Source organism: Azospirillum largimobile (assembly GCF_977007025.2).
Window position 1 is genome coordinate 141,209 of the sequence record NZ_CDRMUA020000004.1, and the last position, 18,792, is coordinate 160,000.

Annotated in this window: 19 protein-coding genes (1 of these 19 running past the window's edge); 7 read left to right on the forward strand and 12 right to left on the reverse strand. The window is 68.5% G+C overall.

Annotated features, from left to right (window positions below):
• Nucleotide 1: 1 nt before the first annotated feature.
• The 7 genes from ACWPKK_RS22125 to osmF all read right to left on the reverse strand — a co-directional run bounded on the left by ACWPKK_RS22125 (nucleotide 2) and on the right by osmF (nucleotide 6,490).
• Nucleotides 2–490, reverse strand: coding sequence for a c-type cytochrome (locus ACWPKK_RS22125; protein WP_452009611.1), 489 nt, complete (start codon nucleotides 488–490; stop codon nucleotides 2–4).
• A gap of 48 nt (nucleotides 491–538) precedes the next feature.
• A complete protein-coding gene (locus tag ACWPKK_RS22130; protein WP_452008527.1) occupies nucleotides 539–1,498 on the reverse strand; it encodes an alpha-ketoacid dehydrogenase subunit beta in 960 nt (319 codons plus the stop codon).
• Between the two features lie 16 nt (nucleotides 1,499–1,514).
• Nucleotides 1,515–2,471: a thiamine pyrophosphate-dependent dehydrogenase E1 component subunit alpha gene (locus tag ACWPKK_RS22135; protein ID WP_452008530.1), complete on the reverse strand. Its 957-nt coding sequence runs from the start codon at nucleotides 2,469–2,471 to the stop codon at nucleotides 1,515–1,517.
• Between the two features lie 214 nt (nucleotides 2,472–2,685).
• Nucleotides 2,686–3,444 carry an ABC transporter permease gene (locus tag ACWPKK_RS22140; protein WP_452008532.1) on the reverse strand — a complete coding sequence of 253 codons (759 nt, stop codon included), beginning with the start codon at nucleotides 3,442–3,444 and terminating at the stop codon, nucleotides 2,686–2,688.
• On the reverse strand, nucleotides 3,441–4,400 hold the full coding sequence (locus ACWPKK_RS22145) for an ABC transporter ATP-binding protein (protein WP_452008534.1): 960 nt from the start codon (nucleotides 4,398–4,400) through the stop codon (nucleotides 3,441–3,443). The genes ACWPKK_RS22140 and ACWPKK_RS22145 overlap by 4 nt, the downstream gene beginning before the upstream one ends.
• Entirely contained in the window at nucleotides 4,397–5,539 is a 1,143-nt protein-coding gene (locus ACWPKK_RS22150) for an ABC transporter permease (RefSeq protein ID WP_452009614.1), read from the reverse strand. Before ACWPKK_RS22150 ends, ACWPKK_RS22145 begins: the two co-directional genes overlap by 4 nt.
• 51 nt (nucleotides 5,540–5,590) lie before the next feature.
• A complete protein-coding gene (gene osmF / locus ACWPKK_RS22155) occupies nucleotides 5,591–6,490 on the reverse strand; it encodes a glycine betaine ABC transporter substrate-binding protein OsmF (protein ID WP_452009617.1) in 900 nt (299 codons plus the stop codon).
• A gap of 201 nt (nucleotides 6,491–6,691) precedes the next feature.
• Between osmF and ACWPKK_RS22160 the strand changes: the two genes are divergently transcribed.
• Nucleotides 6,692–6,862 (forward strand): hypothetical protein, encoded by a 171-nt coding sequence (locus ACWPKK_RS22160; RefSeq protein ID WP_452008537.1) that lies wholly within the window; start codon nucleotides 6,692–6,694, stop codon nucleotides 6,860–6,862.
• A gap of 20 nt (nucleotides 6,863–6,882) precedes the next feature.
• On the opposite strand, the gene ACWPKK_RS22165 is transcribed toward ACWPKK_RS22160, so the two are convergent.
• Entirely contained in the window at nucleotides 6,883–7,515 is a 633-nt protein-coding gene (locus tag ACWPKK_RS22165) for an MBL fold metallo-hydrolase (protein ID WP_452008540.1), read from the reverse strand.
• A 254-nt stretch (nucleotides 7,516–7,769) separates the two neighbouring features.
• Between ACWPKK_RS22165 and ACWPKK_RS22170 the strand changes: the two genes are divergently transcribed.
• Together ACWPKK_RS22170 and ACWPKK_RS22175 are read left to right on the forward strand one after the other, a co-directional pair.
• Nucleotides 7,770–8,222 (forward strand): RrF2 family transcriptional regulator, encoded by a 453-nt coding sequence (locus ACWPKK_RS22170; RefSeq protein WP_149225602.1) that lies wholly within the window; start codon nucleotides 7,770–7,772, stop codon nucleotides 8,220–8,222.
• Nucleotides 8,223–8,322: 100 nt separating this feature from the next.
• Nucleotides 8,323–9,027 (forward strand): SDR family oxidoreductase, encoded by a 705-nt coding sequence (locus tag ACWPKK_RS22175; protein ID WP_452008543.1) that lies wholly within the window; start codon nucleotides 8,323–8,325, stop codon nucleotides 9,025–9,027.
• A 90-nt stretch (nucleotides 9,028–9,117) separates the two neighbouring features.
• Here ACWPKK_RS22175 and ACWPKK_RS22180 read toward each other — a convergent pair whose 3' ends face one another.
• From ACWPKK_RS22180 to phoU, 3 genes are all read right to left on the reverse strand, one after another.
• On the reverse strand, nucleotides 9,118–10,410 hold the full coding sequence (locus ACWPKK_RS22180; protein WP_324871705.1) for an adenylosuccinate synthase: 1,293 nt from the start codon (nucleotides 10,408–10,410) through the stop codon (nucleotides 9,118–9,120).
• Between the two features lie 101 nt (nucleotides 10,411–10,511).
• Nucleotides 10,512–11,666, reverse strand: a complete 1,155-nt coding sequence (locus tag ACWPKK_RS22185; RefSeq protein ID WP_452008546.1) for an ATP phosphoribosyltransferase regulatory subunit — start codon at nucleotides 11,664–11,666, stop codon at nucleotides 10,512–10,514.
• Nucleotides 11,667–11,888: 222 nt separating this feature from the next.
• Nucleotides 11,889–12,674 (reverse strand): phosphate signaling complex protein PhoU, encoded by a 786-nt coding sequence (gene phoU, locus ACWPKK_RS22190; protein WP_324871703.1) that lies wholly within the window; start codon nucleotides 12,672–12,674, stop codon nucleotides 11,889–11,891.
• 287 nt (nucleotides 12,675–12,961) lie between these two features.
• On the opposite strand from phoU, the gene ACWPKK_RS22195 reads away from it, so the two are divergent.
• From ACWPKK_RS22195 to ACWPKK_RS22205, 3 genes are read left to right on the forward strand one after another with little or no spacing between them, the layout of a single operon-like run.
• Complete coding sequence (locus ACWPKK_RS22195) at nucleotides 12,962–13,678, forward strand: hypothetical protein (RefSeq protein WP_452008549.1); 717 nt, start codon at nucleotides 12,962–12,964, stop codon at nucleotides 13,676–13,678.
• A 25-nt stretch (nucleotides 13,679–13,703) separates the two neighbouring features.
• Complete coding sequence (locus tag ACWPKK_RS22200) at nucleotides 13,704–15,842, forward strand: CHASE2 domain-containing protein (protein ID WP_452008552.1); 2,139 nt, start codon at nucleotides 13,704–13,706, stop codon at nucleotides 15,840–15,842.
• Between the two features lie 48 nt (nucleotides 15,843–15,890).
• Nucleotides 15,891–17,603, forward strand: a complete 1,713-nt coding sequence (locus ACWPKK_RS22205; RefSeq protein WP_452008555.1) for a ShlB/FhaC/HecB family hemolysin secretion/activation protein — start codon at nucleotides 15,891–15,893, stop codon at nucleotides 17,601–17,603.
• 79 nt (nucleotides 17,604–17,682) lie between these two features.
• Here ACWPKK_RS22205 and ACWPKK_RS22210 read toward each other — a convergent pair whose 3' ends face one another.
• Nucleotides 17,683–18,297, reverse strand: coding sequence for a cold-shock protein (locus ACWPKK_RS22210; protein ID WP_324871699.1), 615 nt, complete (start codon nucleotides 18,295–18,297; stop codon nucleotides 17,683–17,685).
• 411 nt (nucleotides 18,298–18,708) lie between these two features.
• Between ACWPKK_RS22210 and ACWPKK_RS22215 the strand changes: the two genes are divergently transcribed.
• A protein-coding gene (locus ACWPKK_RS22215; protein ID WP_452008559.1) for a right-handed parallel beta-helix repeat-containing protein crosses the window boundary here: on the forward strand, nucleotides 18,709–18,792 show its 5' end (the start). The gene runs 1,794 nt beyond the window's last position; 84 of the gene's 1,878 nt are visible here — the first part of the coding sequence; its start codon is at nucleotides 18,709–18,711; its stop codon lies beyond the right edge, outside the window.

The following is an 18,792-nucleotide window of genomic DNA, read 5'->3' on the forward strand; positions in this document are numbered from 1 at the left end:
GTCATTGCGGGGCCGAGATCCGCATGACGAAGCCCGACGGCTTGTCGGTCGCACCGAAGGGGCCGGCGACCTTGTTGGCGACCGGGGGCAGGCTTTTCAGATAGACGGCGATGGCGCGGGCGTCCTCGTCGCTGAGCGCGGCGAAGGACATCCAGGGCATGGCCGGCGCCAGCATGCGCCCGTCCGGCCGCTTGCCGGTGCGGATGGCGGTGACGATCTGCTCCTCGGTCCAATTGCCGATCCCGGTCTCCTTGTCGGGGGTCAGGTTGGAGCCGTGGAAGACGCCGAGGCCGGGGATCTCGAACCCGACATCCGAGCCGCTCAGCGCGCGGGCGAGGTCCGGCTTGCCCAGCAGATGGCCCGGCGTATGGCAGTCGCCGCAGCTGATCACGGTGACGAGATACTTGCCGCGGGCGACCGCGTCGTCGGCCAGGGCAGGACTTGCGAGGGTCGCGGAAAGAAGCAGGGCGGACAGGGTCTGGCGGATTATCGGGGTGTGCTCCGGGGAAAGGAATATGGCGGGGTATCGGGCGCGGCGTCAGCCGCCCATCTGCGAGCGGACGGCCGCGACGATGGCGTCGGCCTGTGGGACGAAGGCCTGCTCCAGTGGGAAGCTCGCCGGGGCCGGGGCGTCGGGGCCGGTCAGGCGCAGCACCGGCGCGCGCAGGCTGGTGAAGGCCTTCTCCGCCACCAGAGCCGCGATCTCCGCGCCGACGCCGCACAGGCGGCTCGCCTCATGGACCACCACCAGACGGCCGGTCTTGGCGACGGAGCGCAGGATGGCGGCCTCGTCCAGCGGCTTCAGGCTGCGCAGGTCGATCACCTCTGCGTCGATGCCGGCGGCGGCCAGCGTGTCGGCGGCGGCCATGCAGGTGCCGACGGTCTTGGCGTAGGACACCAGAGTCACGTCGCGACCCTCGCGCCGCACCGCCGCCTTGCCCAGCGGGATGGCGTCGGCGTCCTCCGGCACCTCGCCGGTGCTGTAGCCGAGCGCGATGTCGGCGAAGACCAGCACCGGGTTGTCGTCGCGGATCGCCGATTTCATCAGCCCCTTGAAGTCGGCGGGGGTGGAGGGCATGACGATCTTCAGGCCGGGGCTGTGGACGAACCAGCTCTCCACATTGTGGTTGTGCTGGGCGCCGACGCCCCAGCCGGCGCCGGTCATCGCCAGCACCACCATCGGAAATCTGAACTGCCCGCCGGAGATGTAGCGCAGCTTGCCGGCGCTGTTGACGATCTCGTCCATGGCATAGCAGAGGAAGGGGGCGAACAGCAGGTCCACCACCGGGCGCAGGCCGGTGGCGGCGGCCCCGGCGGCGGTGCCGGCGATGATGCCCTCCGCCAGCGGGGTGTTGCGGACGCGGGCGGCGCCGAACCGCTCCAGCAGGTCGCGGCGCTTGGTGGCGACGCCTTCGCCGAAGATCATCACGGTGGGGTCGCGCTGCATCTCCTCGGCCAGGGCGGCGGAGATCGCGTCGTTGACGGTCATGGTGGTCATGATTGCTGGCCTCCGCTCAGGCGTAGACGTCTGTGGTCAGGGCGTCGGGGCCCGGATAGGGGCTGGCGTCGGCGAAGGCGGTCGCGGCCTCCATCGTCGCGCGGACGCGGGATTCGATGGCGGCGATGCCGTCGGCGCTCAGGCGGCCTTCGTGTTCCAGCTTTGCCCGAAGGCGCAGGATCGGGTCGCGGTCGCGCCAGTGGGCCAGTTCGGTCCGGTCGACATAGGCTTGGTCGTCGGGCTCGAAATGGCCGCGCAGGCGGTAGGTCATCGCTTCCAGCAGGAAGGGCTTGCCGGTGCGGCGGATGCTGTCGATGGCGGTGCAGGCGGCGTCGAACATCGCCAGCGGGTCGTTGCCGTCGACCACGGCGCTCTCCACCCCCAGGGCCGCGGCATGGCCGGCGATCCCGTCCGCCAGCATGGTTTCCTTGCGGTGGACGAAGGCCTGCCACTGGTTGTTTTCGCAGACATAGAGGATCGGCAGCTTCCACACCGCGGCGAGGTTCAGCGATTCCTGGAAACGCCCTTCGGTGGCGGCGCCGTCGCCGAAGAAGCAGGCGACGATGCCCGGCTTGTTCAGCATGCTGCGCGACAGCCCGACACCGGTCGCCAGCGCCAGCTCGCCGCCGACGATGGTGGAGGTCAGCACGACGCCCAGATCCTTGGCGGAGATGTGCAGCGACCCGCTTTTGCCGCCGCAATAGCCGTCGCGCTTTCCCATCACCTCCGCCAGCATGCGGCCCGGATCGGCACCGCGGGCCAGCAGATGGCCGGCGCTGCGGTGGTTGGTCAGGATCAGGTCGTCGGCAGTCAGTGCGGATACGACACCGACGGCCGGCGCCTCCTGTCCCACCGAGGTGCAGGTGCCGGCGGCGCGCCCGCGGCCATGCAGGTCGATCAGCGTCTCTTCATAGGCCCGGATCAGCATCATGCGTTCCAGGGCCTGGACGGGGTCCAGTGGATGAATGCTCATGGTGGTCTCCCTGAATTCGGAGACCGGTCGGATGCGGGGATTCTTCTTTGCGCAAGCGGCAAGGCCTGCCGCGATGTTGCATTCCGAACGGTCCGTGTTCGGAAACGACCATAGGCATGCTAATCGAACTTCGGGTACTAACTGTTTCTTACCGGAATGCTAAAAGATCATTAAGTGTCTCGGTCGATATAATTATCTGAATTATATCGATTTTTCAGCGCCGCGACCAGCGTGTCAGCCATCCGGCCAGCCGGTCGAACCCGGCATCGATCACCACCGCAAGTGCGGCAACGATCATAGCGCCCTGGATGACGTAGGCTTGGTTGGAACCGTTCAGCCCGACGATGATGGGAAGGCCGAGGGTCTTGGCCCCGACGGTGGAGGCGATGGCGGCGGTGCCGACATTGATGATGACGGCGGTGCGCACGCCGGCCAGGATCACCGGGGCGGCCAGCGGCAGCTCCACCTTGAACAGCACCTCCGCCGGTCCCATGCCGAGACCGCGGGCGGAATCCAGCACCGCGGGGGAAACGCCGTCCAGCCCGGCGACCGTGTTCTCCACCACCGGCAGCAGGGCGTAGAGCGTCAGCGCGATCAGCGCCGGTTCGGGGCCGAAGCCCATCACCGGCACGGCCAGCGCCAGCACCGCCACCGGCGGGAAGGTCTGGCCCATGGTGGCGACGGTTTCCAGAAGGCCGCGGAACTCCCGCCCCCAGGGGCGCGTGACGGCGATGCCGGCCCCGCCGCCCAGCAGGATGGCGGCGAGGCTGGAGAGGCCGACCAGAATCATATGGTCCAACGTCAGGCGGACGAAGCTTTCCGCCTCGTAGAGCGGGCGGTCGAGGCCGGGGTAGAGGGTGGCGAACAGAGGCTTCAGCGATGGCATGCCCAGCACCAGCGCCACCAGCGCCACCAGCCCCAGCATCAGCCGGTCGGTCAGGAACTCCCGCGGGGCCATGCCGGCGACTGTCATGCCGCCCGGTCCGGCAAGGTTCCATCGGACGTGGGACGGACGAGGTCGGACAGGTGCAGCACCCCGGCGGGCTGGCCGTCGCCGTCCACCACCGGAAGCCGCTCGGCCCCGCGGGAGACCATTTCCGACAGGGCGCGGTGAAGCGGGGTTTCGGACGGCAGCGGTTCGCCGCCCACGCGTTCCTGCGGACGGGCGCGGTCGCCGGCCGTCTCCACCGCCAGCCGCTTCAACCCCCACTCCTCCCGCCCCACGAGGTCGCGCACCAGCGGGCTGGCCGGGCGGGTCAGGATCTCCAGCGGGGTGGCGCACTGGATCAGGCGGCCATGGTCCATCACCGCGATGCTGTCGCCCAGCCGCAAGGCCTCGTCCATGTCGTGGGTGACGAAGACCACGGTGGTGCCGGTGCGGCGGTGGATGGCCGACAGTTCCGCCTGCAGGCTGGCGCGTGTGATGGGATCGAGCGCGCTGAACGGCTCGTCCATCAGCAGGATGCGCGGCTCCGCCGCCAGAGCGCGGGCGACGCCGACGCGCTGCTGCTGCCCGCCGGACAACTGGTGCGGATAGGCGGAGCGGTAGCGGCGCGGGTCGAGGTTCAGCAGTTCCAGCAGTTCCGTCACCCGGTCGCGGATGCGCACCTTGGGCCAGCCGAGCAGGGCGGGGACGGTGGCGATGTTGCGCTCCACCGTCCAATGCGGGAAGAGGCCGACCGACTGGATGACGTAGCCCATGCGGCGGCGCAGTTCCTCCGGTCTCAGGGAGGCAATGTCCTCGCCGTCGATGCGGATCGCGCCCTCATCCGCCGGGATCAGGCGGTTGATCATGCGCAGCACCGTCGATTTGCCGGATCCGGACGGGCCGATCAGCACCCGGAACTCGCCTTCCGCCACGGTGAAGGACACGGTGTCCACCGCCGTCCAGGAGCCGAAGCGCTTGGTCACGCGCTCGAAGTCGATCATGGCGCACTCCTTCCCGGCGAAAGGCCGATGTGGCTAGTGGCGGCGGCGATGCCGATGGACAGCAGGGCGTCGGCCGCCACCGCCAGCAGGATGACGGGAACGGCCCCCAGCAGCACGAGGTCCAGCGCGTTGGCGAAAAGCCCCTGGAACATGATGGCGCCCAGGCCGCCGGCACCGATCAGCGCCGCCACCGCCGCCAGCCCGACCGCCTGCACGACGGTGATGCGCAGGCCCGACAGGAAGACCGGCAGGGCCAGCGGCAAGTCGACGCGCAGGAAAATCTGGCGCGGCGTCAGCCCCATCCCCCTTGCCGCCTCGCGCACCGGGGCGGGCACGCCGTCGAGACCGACCGCGGTGTTGCGGACGATGGGCAGCAGCGAGTAGAGCGTCAGGGCGATCACCGCCGGCAGCGGCCCGACCCCGCTGATCCCGAAGCCCGGCAGCAGGGCGCCGAGTGCGGCCAGCGGCGCCATCAGCAGCCCGAATAGGGCAATGGACGGCACCGTCTGCACGACGTTCAGCACCGGGAACACCGCGCGCCCGACCGCCTCCACGCGGTGCGCCGCCACGCCCAGCGGAATGCCGACCAGCAGCGTCGGCACCAGCGCCGCCGCCACCAGCATGGCGTGGCGCAGCACGGCATCGGCGAAGACGTCGCGGCGGTTGGCGTATTCCTTGAGGATCGACAGCGCGTCGAGATGGCCGGTTGCCAGTTGCAGCGCCACCAGAGCGGCGACGGCCCCGCCGACAGCCAGACGGCCGACGGCACCAAGCCCCATCCGCCGCGCCGCGTCGACCGCCGCCAGCAGCCCCGCCGCCGCCATGACCCAGAAACCCGAGGCGAAGGAGGCGCGCGCCGCCGCCGAGGCCCCCTGCGCAAGGGCAGTCGCGTGGTGTCCCGCCAGCCAGACCAGCCCGACTGCGAACAGCCCCCCCGCCGCCACGGTCAGGCCGAGCCCGAAGCGTGTCGGCCGCAGGAACGGCGTCGCCAGCAGGACCAGCCCCGGCAGCAGGACGGCCACGCCGCCCAGACCCTGCACCGCGGCCCACAGCGGCACCGGCCGGCCGGACAGCAGCCGGTTCGGGGCGAAGCCCAGGAAGGGCAGCGCCACGGCGGCAACGGCCGCGGCCAGCACCATCAGCAGGGCGACGCGGTTGTACAAGGGAAGCCGGAAGGTCACGTCACCGGCTTACTTCAGGAAGCCCTTGGACTTCAGGTAGTCGGTGGCGACCTGCTTCTGGTCCTGTCCGTCCACCGAAATCTTGGCGTTCAGGCCCCGCAGCGTTTCCGCGTTCAGGCTGGCGAAGACCGGGTTCAGCAGGTCGGCGATCTTCGGATTTGCCGTCAGCACCGATGCGCGGACGGTCGGCGCCGGCTCATACACCATCTGTGCGCCCTTGGTGTCGGCCAGCACCACGAGGTCCAGTGCGGCAATGGCGCCGTCGGTGCCGTAGACCATGGCGGTGTTGACGCCGGAAGTCTGCTCCGCCGCGGCGCGGATGGTCGCGGCGGTATCGCCGCCGGCCAGGATCAGCATCTGGTCGGGCTTCAGCGCGAAGCCGTAGGTCTGCTGGAAGGAGGGCAGGGCGGCCGGGCTCTCCACGAACTCGGCGGAGGCGGCGACCTTCGCCTTGCCGCCGCCGGAAACCCACTTGGCGAAATCCTCCATCGTCTTCAGCTTGTTGGCGTCGGCCACGTCGCGGCGGACGGCCAGCGCCCAGGTGTTGTTGGCGGGGGCCGGCTTCAGCCAGACGATGCCGTTCTTCTCCTGGTCCATCTGCCGGACCTTCTCATAGCCGGCGCCGGCATTCTTCCAGACCGGATCGCTGTCCACGTTGAAGAAGAAGGCGCCGTTGCCGGTGTATTCGGGATAGACGTCGATCTCGCCCGACAGCAGCGCGCCGCGCACGATCTTGGTCGGGCCGAGCTGGATCTTGTTTTCCGTCGGGATGCCGTTGGCCTGCAGCATCTGCAGGATCATGGTGCCGAGCAGTCCGCTTTCCGCATCCAGCTTGGAGCCGACGCGCACCGCATCCGCCGCCTGCGCCGCCCCGGCGATCAGGCCCAGCGCCAGCGCCGCCGCACCCATCACGGCACGGCCCCTGTTGAACAGTGTGAACACCCCTGATCCTCCCCCGGTAAGCTTTGGGAAAAGGATGGGCGACAGCCTCGCTCACGGCAAGACGCGCTTTCCGACTGTCCGGTCCCGGATATGAGATTCAGCCTAATCCGGTGAGGAACCTTCCATCAGTCGATGCTGTTGAGCGGGAAATTGCGACAGGAGGATCGGATGTCCCAGGGCGACAAGGACAAATACACCGACAAGCAGAAGCGCAAGGCCGAGCATATCGAAGAAGGTTACGAAAAGCGCGGCGTGTCCCACGACGAGGCCGAGCGGCGCGCCTGGGCCACCGTCAACAAGCAGGACGGCGGCGGCAAGAAGGGCGGGTCGGGGGGCTAGCTGCGCGGTAGCTCTCCGCCTCAGTCGTTCAGGAACGGATTGTACAGCCGCTCCTCCCCGAAGCTGGACATCGGGCCGTGGCCGGGGATGAAGGCGATGTCGTCGCCATAGGGGAACAGCTTGTCGCGGATGGACGCGATCAGGTCGGCGTAGTTGCCCTTGGGGAAATCGGTGCGGCCGATAGAGCCCTGGAACAGCACGTCGCCGACGATGGCGAGCTTCGACGGCCGATGGACGAACACCACATGGCCGGGGGTGTGGCCGGGGCAGTGGCGGACCTCCAGCGTCTGGTTGCCGACGGTCACCGTGTCACCCTCCGCCAGCCAGCGGTTGGGCGTGAAGGAGCGGACGGGCGGAAAACCGAACATCTGGCTCTGCATCGGCATGCCGTCGATCCAGAACTGATCATCGCGGTGCGGTCCCTCGATCGGCAGGGACAGCTTGTCGGCCAGATCGGCGACGGCGCCGGCATGGTCGATGTGCCCATGGGTGACCAGGATCTTCTCCAGCGTCACGCCCTTGGCCTTCGCGGCTGCCAGAATGCGGTCCAGGTCACCGCCCGGATCGATGGCGGCCCCCTTCATCGTCTCGGGGCACCAGAGTACCGTGCAGTTCTGCTGGAACGGGGTGACCGGAACGATGGCGTACTGCATGTCCTGTCCTTCTGCGCTTCTTGGGTAACGGGTCGACGGAGGCCGCGCGACCTTAACGCGCCTGCGGCGGCCGTCGCAAACCATTCGCGCAAAGCCGGTCGCATTGGGCGACGATTCTGGCTAAGGTCCGCAAGTCCGGCCGGGTGTCACGCCTTTGGGTGGAATACCGGGCCGGCACCAAATGTTAACCACCGAAGCTTTAGATCGGTGCGGTCCCACCAACCGCCGCCGCAAATAATACGGACTCCGCCGGAATGCTGTCGCAGAAAGCCAAATACGCGTTGCGTGCCCTGATCATGCTGGCGGAGAAGGACAATGGCGATCTGATCCTGATCGCCGACATTGCCGAGCGCGAGAACATCCCGCGCAAATTCCTGGAAGCGATCCTGGTGGAGTTGCGCAAGGAAGGACTGCTGTTCGCCAAGCGTGGCAAGAGCGGCGGATACCGGCTGGCCCGGCCGGCGGCGCAGATCACCTTCGGTGAGGTGATTCGCCTGATCGACGGCCATCTGGCCCCGATCCCCTGCGCCAGCAAGGCCTCCTTCCGGCCATGCGAGGACTGCATCGACACGGCGACCTGTTCGGTCCGCTGGCTGATGGTTCAGGTCCGCGACGCCACCGCCGCCGTGCTCGACAACCAGACGCTGGCCGACGCGCTGCGCCATCGCCAGTCCACCGGCAACATCGCCGCCAACTTCGACATCTGACGCTGCGGACCTCCGGCCTCCCATCCAGAATTCGCGTTTGAGGCGATGTTCCCGCGCCCCTATGGTTGGCGGGACCAACATGGCTTCAGGAGGGTTCGGGATGTCTGGAGAGAAGGTGGCCGTCGTCACGGCCGGGGGCAGCGGCATGGGGGCGGCCTCCGCGCGCCGCTTGGCGGCCGACGGGTTCAAGGTCGCAGTCCTGTCCTCCTCCGGCAAGGGCGAGGCGTTGGCCGTGGAGTTGGGCGGCATCGGGGTGACCGGGTCGAACCAGTCAGGCGACGACCTGAAGCTGCTGGTCGACGCCGCGATGGAGCGCTGGGGCCGCATCGACGTGCTGGTCAACAGCGCCGGGCATGGCCCGCGCGGGCCGCTGCTGGAGATCAGCGACGAGGACTGGCACCGCGGGCTGGACGTCTATTTCCTCAACGTCGTGCGGGCGGTCCGGCTGGTGGCGCCGATCATGGTGGCGCAGAAGTCGGGCTCCATCGTCAACATCTCCACCGCCTGGGCGTTCGAGCCGAGCGCCATGTTCCCGACCTCGGCCGTCGCGCGGGCCGGTCTGGCCGCCTACACCAAGATCTTCGCCGACCAGTACGCGGCGGACAATGTGCGGATGAACAACGTCCTGCCCGGCTGGATCGACAGCCTGCCGGCGACCGAGGAGCGCCGCGAGAGCGTGCCCATGCAGCGTTACGGCAGCAGCGACGAGATCGCGGCGACGGTGGCCTTCCTGGCGTCGGCGGGAGGCGGCTACATCACCGGACAGAACATCCGGGTCGACGGCGGCCTCACCCGGTCTGTTTGAGCGCTTCAGGCCTTTTTGATACGAAAAAGGGCCGGCAAAGCGCCGGCCCTTCCTTCTTGGGAACTCCCCGTCAACTCAGTCGGCGCCGCCTCAGTCGGCGAACGGGTCCGTCATCAGGATGGTGTCGTCGCGTTCCGGGCTGGTCGACAGCAGGGCGACCGGGGCCTGGATCAGCTCCTCGATGTGGCGGACATACTTGACCGCCTGGGCCGGCAGCTCCGCCCACGAGCGGGCGCCGCGGGTGGTGTCCTTCCAGCCTTCGAAGGTCTCGTAGATCGGCTCGACGCGGGCCTGGGCACCGGCGTTGGACGGGTAGTAGTCCAGTTCCTTGCCGTCCAGGCGGTAGCCGACGCAGACCTTGATCTCGTCGAAGCCGTCCAGCACGTCCAGCTTGGTCAGGGCGATGCCGTCGATGCCGCCGGTCTTGATCGCCTGGCGGACCATGACGGCGTCGAACCAGCCGCAGCGGCGCTTGCGCCCGGTCACCACGCCGAACTCCTTGCCCTTCTGGCCGATCAGTTCGCCGATCTCGTCCTTCAGCTCGGTCGGGAAGGGACCGGAGCCGACGCGGGTGGTGTAGGCCTTGCAGATGCCCAGCACATAGCCGACGGCGCGCGGGCCCATGCCGCTGCCGGCGGCGGCGTTGCCGGCCACCGTGTTGGAGGAGGTGACGTACGGATAGGTGCCGTGGTCGATGTCCAGCATCGTGCCCTGGGCGCCTTCGAACAGGATGCGCTTGCCGGCGCGGCGCAGCTCGTCCAGCTGCTTCCAGACGACCGCGGCGTAGGGCAGCACCTGCGGCGCAATCTCGCGCAGCGGGTCCAGGATGTCGGCCGGGGTCATCTCCGGCGCGCCCAGCGCGCGGAACAGCGCGTTGTGGTGGGCGAGCAGGGCATCGACCTTCTCCACCAGCACGGCGTCGTCGGTCAGGTCGCACAGGCGGATGGCGCGGCGCGCCACCTTGTCCTCATAGGCCGGGCCGATGCCGCGGCCGGTGGTGCCGATCTTGCCGGCGCCCTTGGCCTCTTCGCGCGCCTTGTCCAGCGCGCTGTGCACCGGCAGGATCAGCGGCACGTTCTCGGCGACGATCAGGTTTTCCGGCGTGACGGAGACGCCCTTGTCCTTGATCGCGTTCACTTCGCGGATGAAGGCCCACGGGTCGAACACGACGCCGTTGCCGATGACCGACAGCTTGCTCTGGCGCACCACGCCGGACGGCAGCAGGCTCAGCTTGTATTCGACGCCGTTGATCACCAGCGTGTGGCCGGCGTTGTGACCGCCCTGGAAGCGCACCACCACATCGGCCCGGCTGGACAGCCAGTCGACGATCTTGCCCTTGCCCTCGTCGCCCCACTGGGCGCCGACCACCGCAACGTTGGCCATCTCTCGTCTCCGCAAAACTTCGATAAGGAACCGCTCGACCGCCCGATCCGCCGCAGGGCACCATCCGCGCGGCGTGGGGGTCCGTTCACCCTAAAACCGGATCATCCGACCGGCTTGACGTCTCCGCCGGCCAGCCAATGGCCGCACTGAAGCCGCTTGGCCTCGGCGACCGCATCGGCCACCGGGGCGAGCCCGGCCACCGTAACCCAACCCTCGGCCCGCAGCCTGCGCGCCGATTCCCAGCCGGTGCCGTGCGGCACATACACGCGCCCCGGCGCCTTGGCCGAGGGAACCGCGCGCAGCAGCGTATCCATGTACAGCGTGAAGCCGGTCGCCGGCTCCCCGCGATCCTCTCCCTGCGCCCCGGCGCGGTAGCGCCCGCCCTGGCCGAGTTCACCCGCAGCGCGGGAGAACAGGGTGAAGCTGAGGCCGGTCTGGTATTCGAAGCCGCGATGCTCGACCAGATCGACGGTCACCGTCAGGTCGGGCATCGCCGCGCGCAGCAGGGCCAGCGTATCGGTTAGCCGGCGGCGGTCCTTTTCGGCCCCCTCCGGCAGCGGCAGGGCAGCCAGCGCCTGCATGGCGCGGTCGGCAGGACCCGACGCGCTCATCAGCGATTCCAGCAGCGTCGCCGCCGGTCCGCCGACGGCGGCCACCGCGGCGGCATCCTTGCGGTCGAGCGCGGAGCGCAGCTGCCGGATCTCGTCCTCGCCGAGGCCGAGCCCGGCGCAGATGCGCGACACCATGGTGGGAACGCAGAGATCGACCGACAGGTGCGGCACGCCGATGGCGGTCAGCGCCTGTACGGCGAGCAGGACCACCTCGGCATCCGCCTCCGCCTCGAGCGCGCCGATCAACTCGACGCCGACCTGGGTGAACTGGCGTTCGGGACGCAGCTGCGACCCCTTCACCCGCAGCACCTGCCCGGCGTAGCACAGGCGCAGCGGCCGTGCCTCGTTCTTCAGGCGGGTGGTGGCGATGCGGGCGATCTGCGGGGTGATGTCGGCACGCACCGCCATCATCCGCTGCGAATGCGGGTCCATCAGCCGGAAGGTCTGCTTGGACATCGCCGCACCGGGTCCGGAGAGCAGGTTCTCCTCGAACTCCACCAGCGGCGGATCGACGCGGCGGTAGCCCTGCGCGGCGAATTCCGCCAGCAGGCGTTCGACGGCGGCCGCCTCGTGCGCCGCTTCGGACGGCAGCACGTCGTGCAGTCCGGCGGGGAGCAGGGCGGAACTCAATGCGTCGGCGGGCATGACCAGCGTCGTCTCGTTTCAGGCAGGGAACAGGGTGCCGCGGCGAATGTCGGACACACGGGGCGGGCTAATACCCGACACCCGCGCCGCATGCAAACGGAAAAGCCCCGCACTTCGGCGGTATCTCCCCTGCGCAGGTGGTGCGGATAAGGAAAGCCGCGGGAATCTATCGGCTTTTACCGGACAAAGTGTCGCTGCGGATGTCGTGGGGGAATGTTGCGGTCAGCCGGCGTCCGCCGGTCCGGACTCGTCATCCAGCACGCCCGGCAGGTCTGTTTCCGGCCGGCCGGCGGACGCCATCGCCGGCGACACCACGGCGAAGCTGCTGCCGTCGTTCTTCCGCCGCACGACGGTCAGCGGGGTGCCGACCACCAGGAAATGGATGATCTCGGCGATGTTGGTGGCGTGGTCGCCGATGCGCTCCAGGTTCTTCGCCATGAACAGCAGATGCGTGCAGGGCGTGATGTTGCGCGGATCCTCCATCATATAGGTCAGGACCTCGCGGAACAGGCTGGTGTAGAGGTCATCCAGCTCCTCGTCGCGTTCCCAGGCGGCGATGGCCTTGTCCACGTCGCGCTCGATATAGGCGTCCAGAACCTCTTTCAGGATGGCTTCGACCAGCCGGCCCATGCGCGGGATGCCGGCGGCCGGACGCACCACCGGCACCTGGGCCAACGCCAGCGACCGCTTGGCGACGTTGGCGGCATAGTCGCCGATGCGTTCCAGGTCGGCGGAGACCTTCAGGGCCGACACGATCTCGCGCAGGTCCTGGGCCATCGGCTGTCGCAGGGCGAGCAGCCGCACCGCTTCCGCGTCGATGTCGCGCTCATAGGCGTCGAGCCGGGCGTCGGCCTGCATCACCTGGGAGGCCAGCCCGACGTCGCGGCGCGATACCGCCTTCACCGCGGCCTCCACCTGCGCCTCGGCCACCCCGCCCATCTGGGTCACGAGGTTCGACAGGCGCTGGAGTTCCTGCGCGAAGGAGCGGACGATGTGTTCGGTGCCCATGATCGGTCGCGACGCCCCTTTGATGCCCGTCCCGACCGCCGCGACCGGATCGGTCGCCTGGGCGCGGGACGCGTACAATAACGTTGGCTGATGACTCCGGAATGGCGGGTTCGTTGCGAATTTATGACAATCTCGCGCCGGTTGTAGGGCCGGCTTTACTGGCAATGGGATGTCGGGCCGACGTATTGGATTTGAAGTAACTCGGTAACTTCGCTAAAGGGTACACAGCCATATTGAATCCGTCCGCAACAGGTATGCCCCGTTGCATTGACCGGGAGGCCGTTTCCATGTCCGTCGCGTTCCAGATGCCCGTCCGCGCGCTTGCCGCCGGTGCCCTGCTGCTGCTGGCCGCATCTCCGGCTGCGCTCGCCGCCGATCCGGCCCCTGCTGCCGCCGCCGGTGCCTCTCCCACCGCGCTGGTGGAGGATGTGTCGGACGGCGTCGACGGCGTGCAGCCGATGGATTATCTGGCGGCCGGCCGCACATTGGCGCTGAAGTCCGGCCAGACGCTGACGCTGAGCTATCTGGAATCCTGCGTGAACGAGACGATCACCGGCGGTTCGGTGACGGTCGGTGCCCGCGAGTCGGCGGTGCAGGGCGGAACCATCGACCGCCACACGCTGCCCTGCGACGGCGGCAAGCTTCTGCTGGCCTCGAACGAGGCGGGCAAGGCGGGGGTGACCGTCTTCCGCAGCGCGCCCATCGCCCTGCCGGGCATGAAGGCGCCGCTGCCCAAGCCGGACCTCACGCTGTTCAAGACCCATCCGGTGCTGATCCTGTCCGCTCCCGGTCCGGTCACCATCGACCGGCTGGACATGCAGGGCATCGCGCTGACCACGGTCAACGTTCCCGGCACGACGCTGGACACCGCCAAGCAGGGCACTGGGCTGGAACCCGGCGGCCTCTACAAGGTCTCGGCCGGGCAGAAGTCCTTCGTCGTCAAGATCGACGACAAGGCGGTCGCCGGCGGCGGCCCGGCTCTCGGCCGCCTGATCCGTTTCTGACCGGCCGGACGTGAGGCTGCCGACGATGAAACTGCCCCGGCGCGTGAGGCTGGTCCTGCTCGGCGCCGTCGCACCGGTCCTCGCCGGGCTTCTGGCACTGGCAGCCTCCCCATCCCTGCAGGGACCGTCGATCGACAGCCTCTATTGGTTGCGCGAGCATCTGCACGGCCCGCGGCCGGCGCCCGACCCGTCGCCGGTGGTCGTGGTCGGCATCGACGAGGAGACCTACCGCCGCCCGCCCTTCGCCGGCACGCCGCAGGCGCTGTGGGGGCCGCGGCTGGGTACCGTGCTGGGGGCGATGCTGGACGGCGGGGCGGCGGCCATCGGCCTCGACCTTGTCCATCCGACCTCGGTCGAGACGCTGATCCCGGGCTTCGAGCGCGACTATCTGCTGACCCTGCGCCGCGGCGGCAAGGACGGCCGGCTGGTGCTGGCCAAGGTGCAGCACCAGAGCGACCCGCTGATGCCCTACCGCGGCTACATGATCGCCGCCGGGGTCAACAACGTCCGTTCGGTCAATCTGGTCGAGGATCCGGACGGCGTGCTGCGCCGCGTGCCGCTGACGTTGGCCGTGACCGGTCCCGACGGTAAGCAGAAGGCCGAGCCGGGCATGGCGGTGGAGGTGGCGTCCCGCGCGCTGAAGGCGCCGCTGGAACGGGGGGCGGACGGCTCCGCCACGCTCGCCGGCTACCGGCTCCCGGGCGGGGAGGGCAACCGGCTGCTGGTCAACCACGCCACGGTGCCCGGCGCCATCCCGACCTATTCTCTTGCCGACCTGTTCGCCTGCGCCGAAGCCGGCAAGGTCGACTATTTCGCCAAGCATTTCAAAGGCAAGGCGGTGATGGTCGGTACCGTGCTGGATGTGGAGGACCGCAAGCTCTCCTCCAACCGCTGGGTGACGAAGCCGGAAGGGCTGAACCTGCCCGACCGCTGCGCCCTGCCGGTGATGAGCGACCTGTATGTCGCCGGCCGCACCCGCGACAGCATCCCCGGCGTCTACATCCACGCCGCCGCCATTTCCAACCTGATGACCGGCGATGCGCTGGCCGAGGTGGGAAAGCCGATCTCCGCGGCGCTGGTCCTGCTGCTGGCCGGGCTCGCCGCCCTGGTAACGCTGGCCGCCCGCCCGCCGGTGGCCGCCGCGGGCCTGATCCTGCTGCTGGCGGGCTGGAGCGGCGTGGCGGTCGAGCTGTTCCAGGCCGGTCTGGTCCTGCCTTATCTGCAGGCAGCGCTGGCGGCGGTGCTGGTCTTCCCGCTGGCGCTCGGCTTCCGCTTCGCCGTGCTGGACCGCGACCAGCGGCGCATCCGCAACGCCTTCAAGCTCTATCTGCCGGGCTCCCTCATCGACGACATGATCGCATCGGGCCAGTCGCCAAGCCTGGGCGGCGAGGAGCGCGACCTGTCGATCCTGTTCTGCGACATCGCCGGCTTCACCAAGATGTCGGAGGGCATGGAGCCGGAAGCCCTGGTCACCGTGCTGAACCGCTATTTCACCGTGATGACCGACATCATCGAGGCGCATGGCGGCTTCGTCGACAAATACATCGGCGATGCCGTGCTGGCGGTGTTCGGCGCCCCCTATGCCATCGACAACCATGCCCGTGCTGCGGTGGCGGCGGCGCTGGCGATGCGTCAGGCGATGGCGGACGACCCGACCTTGCTGGCGACCTCCAGCGGGCGCGGCTCCAACCGCATCGGCATCGCCACCGGTCCGGCGCTGATCGGCAACATCGGCTCGCCCCGCCGCTTCAACTACACGGTGATGGGCGATACGGTGAACCTGGCCTCCCGCCTTGAAGGGGCCAACAAATACTACAACACCGCTCTGATGGTCAGCGGCGAGACCGTGCGCCACCATGGCGATCCGGAGACCTTCCGCGCCCTCGACATCGTTCAGGTGGTCGGCCGCAGCGAACCGGTCGAGGTGTTCGAGCCGCTCTCCGAGGCCCGCCGCGCCGATCCGGAGGACCGCGCCCAGCGCGCCGCCTACGCCGCGGCCCTCGACCATTGGCGCGCCGGCCGCTTCGAGGCGGCGGCATCCGGCTTCCGCGCGTTGGTGGCCGGCGACGGCGCCGCGTTGGCGATGCTGCACAAGGCGGAAAAGCGCGTCGGCCATCCCGCCGAACCCGGCTGGGCCGGCGTGACCGCGCTCACCGACAAGTAGCTTTCAATCAGCCCTGAAGCAGCCCTTCCCAGGACCGCGATCTCCGCCATGCCCCGTTCCGTTCCCTGTTCCGCCCTGCGCCTTGCCCGCCTGTCCGCCCTGCTGCTGGCCGGCGCCGCCGTTCCGCTGCCGGTGCTGGCGCAGTCGGTTCCGCCGGTTCTGCCGCCTTCGCTCGACCCCAACCGGCTGGAGCAGCGCTTCGAGCGTCCGGTCGTGCCGCAGTCCGTCCCGGAACTCGAGATGCCGGAGCCGGAAAAGGCTCCGCCGCCCCGCGACGCCGAGCGCATCACGCTGACGCTCAGCGAGATCCGCATCGACGGCAACAGCGTCTATGACGCCGACAGCCTATCCGCCCTGTGGCGCGACAAGCTGGGCAAGCCGGTGACGCTTGCCGACCTCTACGCGATCCGCGACGCGATCACCGCGCGCTATCGCAACGACGGCTATGTGCTGTCGCAGGCGGTGGTGCCGGCCCAGCGCATCCGCGACGGCATCGTCCGCCTGCAGGTGGTGGAGGGCTATGTCAGCGACGTGGTGGTCCAGGGCGAGGCATCCGACCGGCTGGACCTGCTGCGCCGGATGGGGGAGAAGATCAGGGCCTCCCGCCCGCTGCGCATGGCGGACATGGAGCGCTACGTCCTGCTGGCCGACGATCTCCCCGGCGTGGCGGTGAAGACGGTGTTGGAGGCTTCTCCCGACACTCCCGGCGCCTCGCGCCTGACGCTGGCCCTGGAGCGCACGCCCTTCAACGGTTTCCTGTCGCTCGACAACCGTGGCACCCGCTCGGTCGGGCCGATGCAACTGACCGGCGTCGCCAGCGTCGAGGACCAGCTCGGCCTGTTCGAGCGCACCACCGCGCAGGGCATCGTCACCCCGCAGGTGCGCGAACTGCGCTTCTTCGACGTGAGCCAGCTGGTGCCGGTGGATGCCGAGGGAACGACCATCGAGTATGGCGCCCGCCGCTCCTGGTCGGAGCCGGGCGACAGCGTGCGTCCGCTGGAGCTTTACAGCCTGACGAGTTCCGCCCGCATCGCGGTGGCGCATCCCTTCATCCGGAGCCGGGCGCAGACCCTGCGGGCCGGCGTCAGCTTCACCATCCGCGACAGCCGCACCGATGTGCTCGGCGACAAGCTCTCGCAGGACCGTCTGCGCATCGTTGCCGCCAATGTCTCCTACGACTTCGCCGACGGATGGGGCGGCACGAACCTGCTGACGGCGGAACTGTCCAAGGGCCTGGACATCCTGAACTCCACCTCCTCCGGCAGCGCCAACCTGACGCGCAGCGGCGGGCGCAGTGATTTCCGCAAGCTGCTGGTTTCGGCCCAGCGCAACCAGCCGCTGGACGACTCGCTGATCCTGGCGCTGTCCGGCGAAGCGCAATACAGCCCCGACCAATTGCTGTCGTCGGAGGAATACGGCGTGGGTGGCAAGCAGTACGGCCGTGCCTTCGATCCGTCGGAACTCACCGGCGACAGCGGCTTCGCCGGACGGGCGGAGCTGCAATATATCCTGCCGGTGCAGGAGGAGGGGCTGGATTACGCCGTCGCCTATGGTTTCAGCGACTACGGCGCGGTCTACAACTATGAAGGCGGCACGCGCCATGGCCGCCGCTCTCTCGCTTCGGCCGGTATCGGCCTGCGTTTCGGCGTGTTCCGGCGGATCGACGGCAGCGTGGAGGTGGCGAAGCCCTTCATCGCCACGCCCCTCGGCACGCAGGACCGCGCCCCACGTGTTTTCTTCACCCTATCGACGCGGTTCTGATCGAAACAAGCGCAAATGGCCGTGCGGAGGGCCCGTCAGGGTCTCCGCACGGCATTGCTTTTCCGGCAGCGGCCTGCTGTCAGATCAGTTCGACGCGTTGCGCGACCGGCGCATCTTCCGACCCGACGGCCAGATACCGTACGTCTTCGCCGTCGGCGACGATGTCCAGGCCGGACTGACGCAGGGTGGCGCGGTCGAAATAAACGGTCGCCCCGTCTTCCCACGGTTCGATCAGGCCGGACTGGCTGTCCAGGTTGTACCAGCGCACGGTGCCGTAGGCCATGGTGGCGGGCCCGGCGGGCTCGACTTGACGCTCGCGGCGTTCGCGCTGCGGCTTGGGCGCACGGACGAGAGGCTCGCCGCCATCCTCGGGCTGGGCCGACGGCTGGATGGCCGAGGCGGTGGGGCGAGGCGGTCGCTGGTTGCGGGCCCGCGGCGCCGGCGGGGTTTCCGGCGGCGTCGCGGAGTGGATGGCGACGACCTGGGGACCCTTGGCGCCCTGGGCCAGATCGCAGACGACCGTCGTGCCCTCGACCGGGTTGGGCAGGGAGGCGGCAGCCAGGACCGAAGCGTGCAAGAAGGCCTCGCCGGACCCATCGGCAAGGCGGACGAACCCAAAACCCTTTTCCGGCTTGAACCACTTTACCGTCGCGGTGACGTTCGTCGCGGTGACGTTCTTCAACTCTTCGCTCAAGACAGGTCCCTTTCACGTCCTGTAGGCCGGGGCGGGCGGTCCTGACGCTGAACTGGGCGCGGCTCCGCTGAATGACCAAGAACAAGACCCCGGCGGGCACAAGCTTATCATAAAATTCCAGAAAATGACCAGCGCGGTGATGCCCTGTAATGCATCCGCGATGGACACCGGAGGCGGGCTGTCCACATGCACACGTACAACGGGAATCCCCGGTAGGGATGTTTGGGTGATCACCATGGTTGATCATTGCAAACAAAACCGAACATGAACCTCTCCAAATTTGAATAGGGTATCGGGGCACAAGAAACCGATCTTGCAGAGTGCACCTGTCCTTCAGAGGTACTGAGCACGTAAATAAAATTTTAACTAAAAAAATCGACTTATGCCTCCATCAGAACGGAGGATTAACTGATGCCGACCACCGACCAGACCGCTTTCTTCGTGTCCACCAAGGGCAATGACAGCTGGTCCGGGCGGCTCGCCGCTCCCAACGCC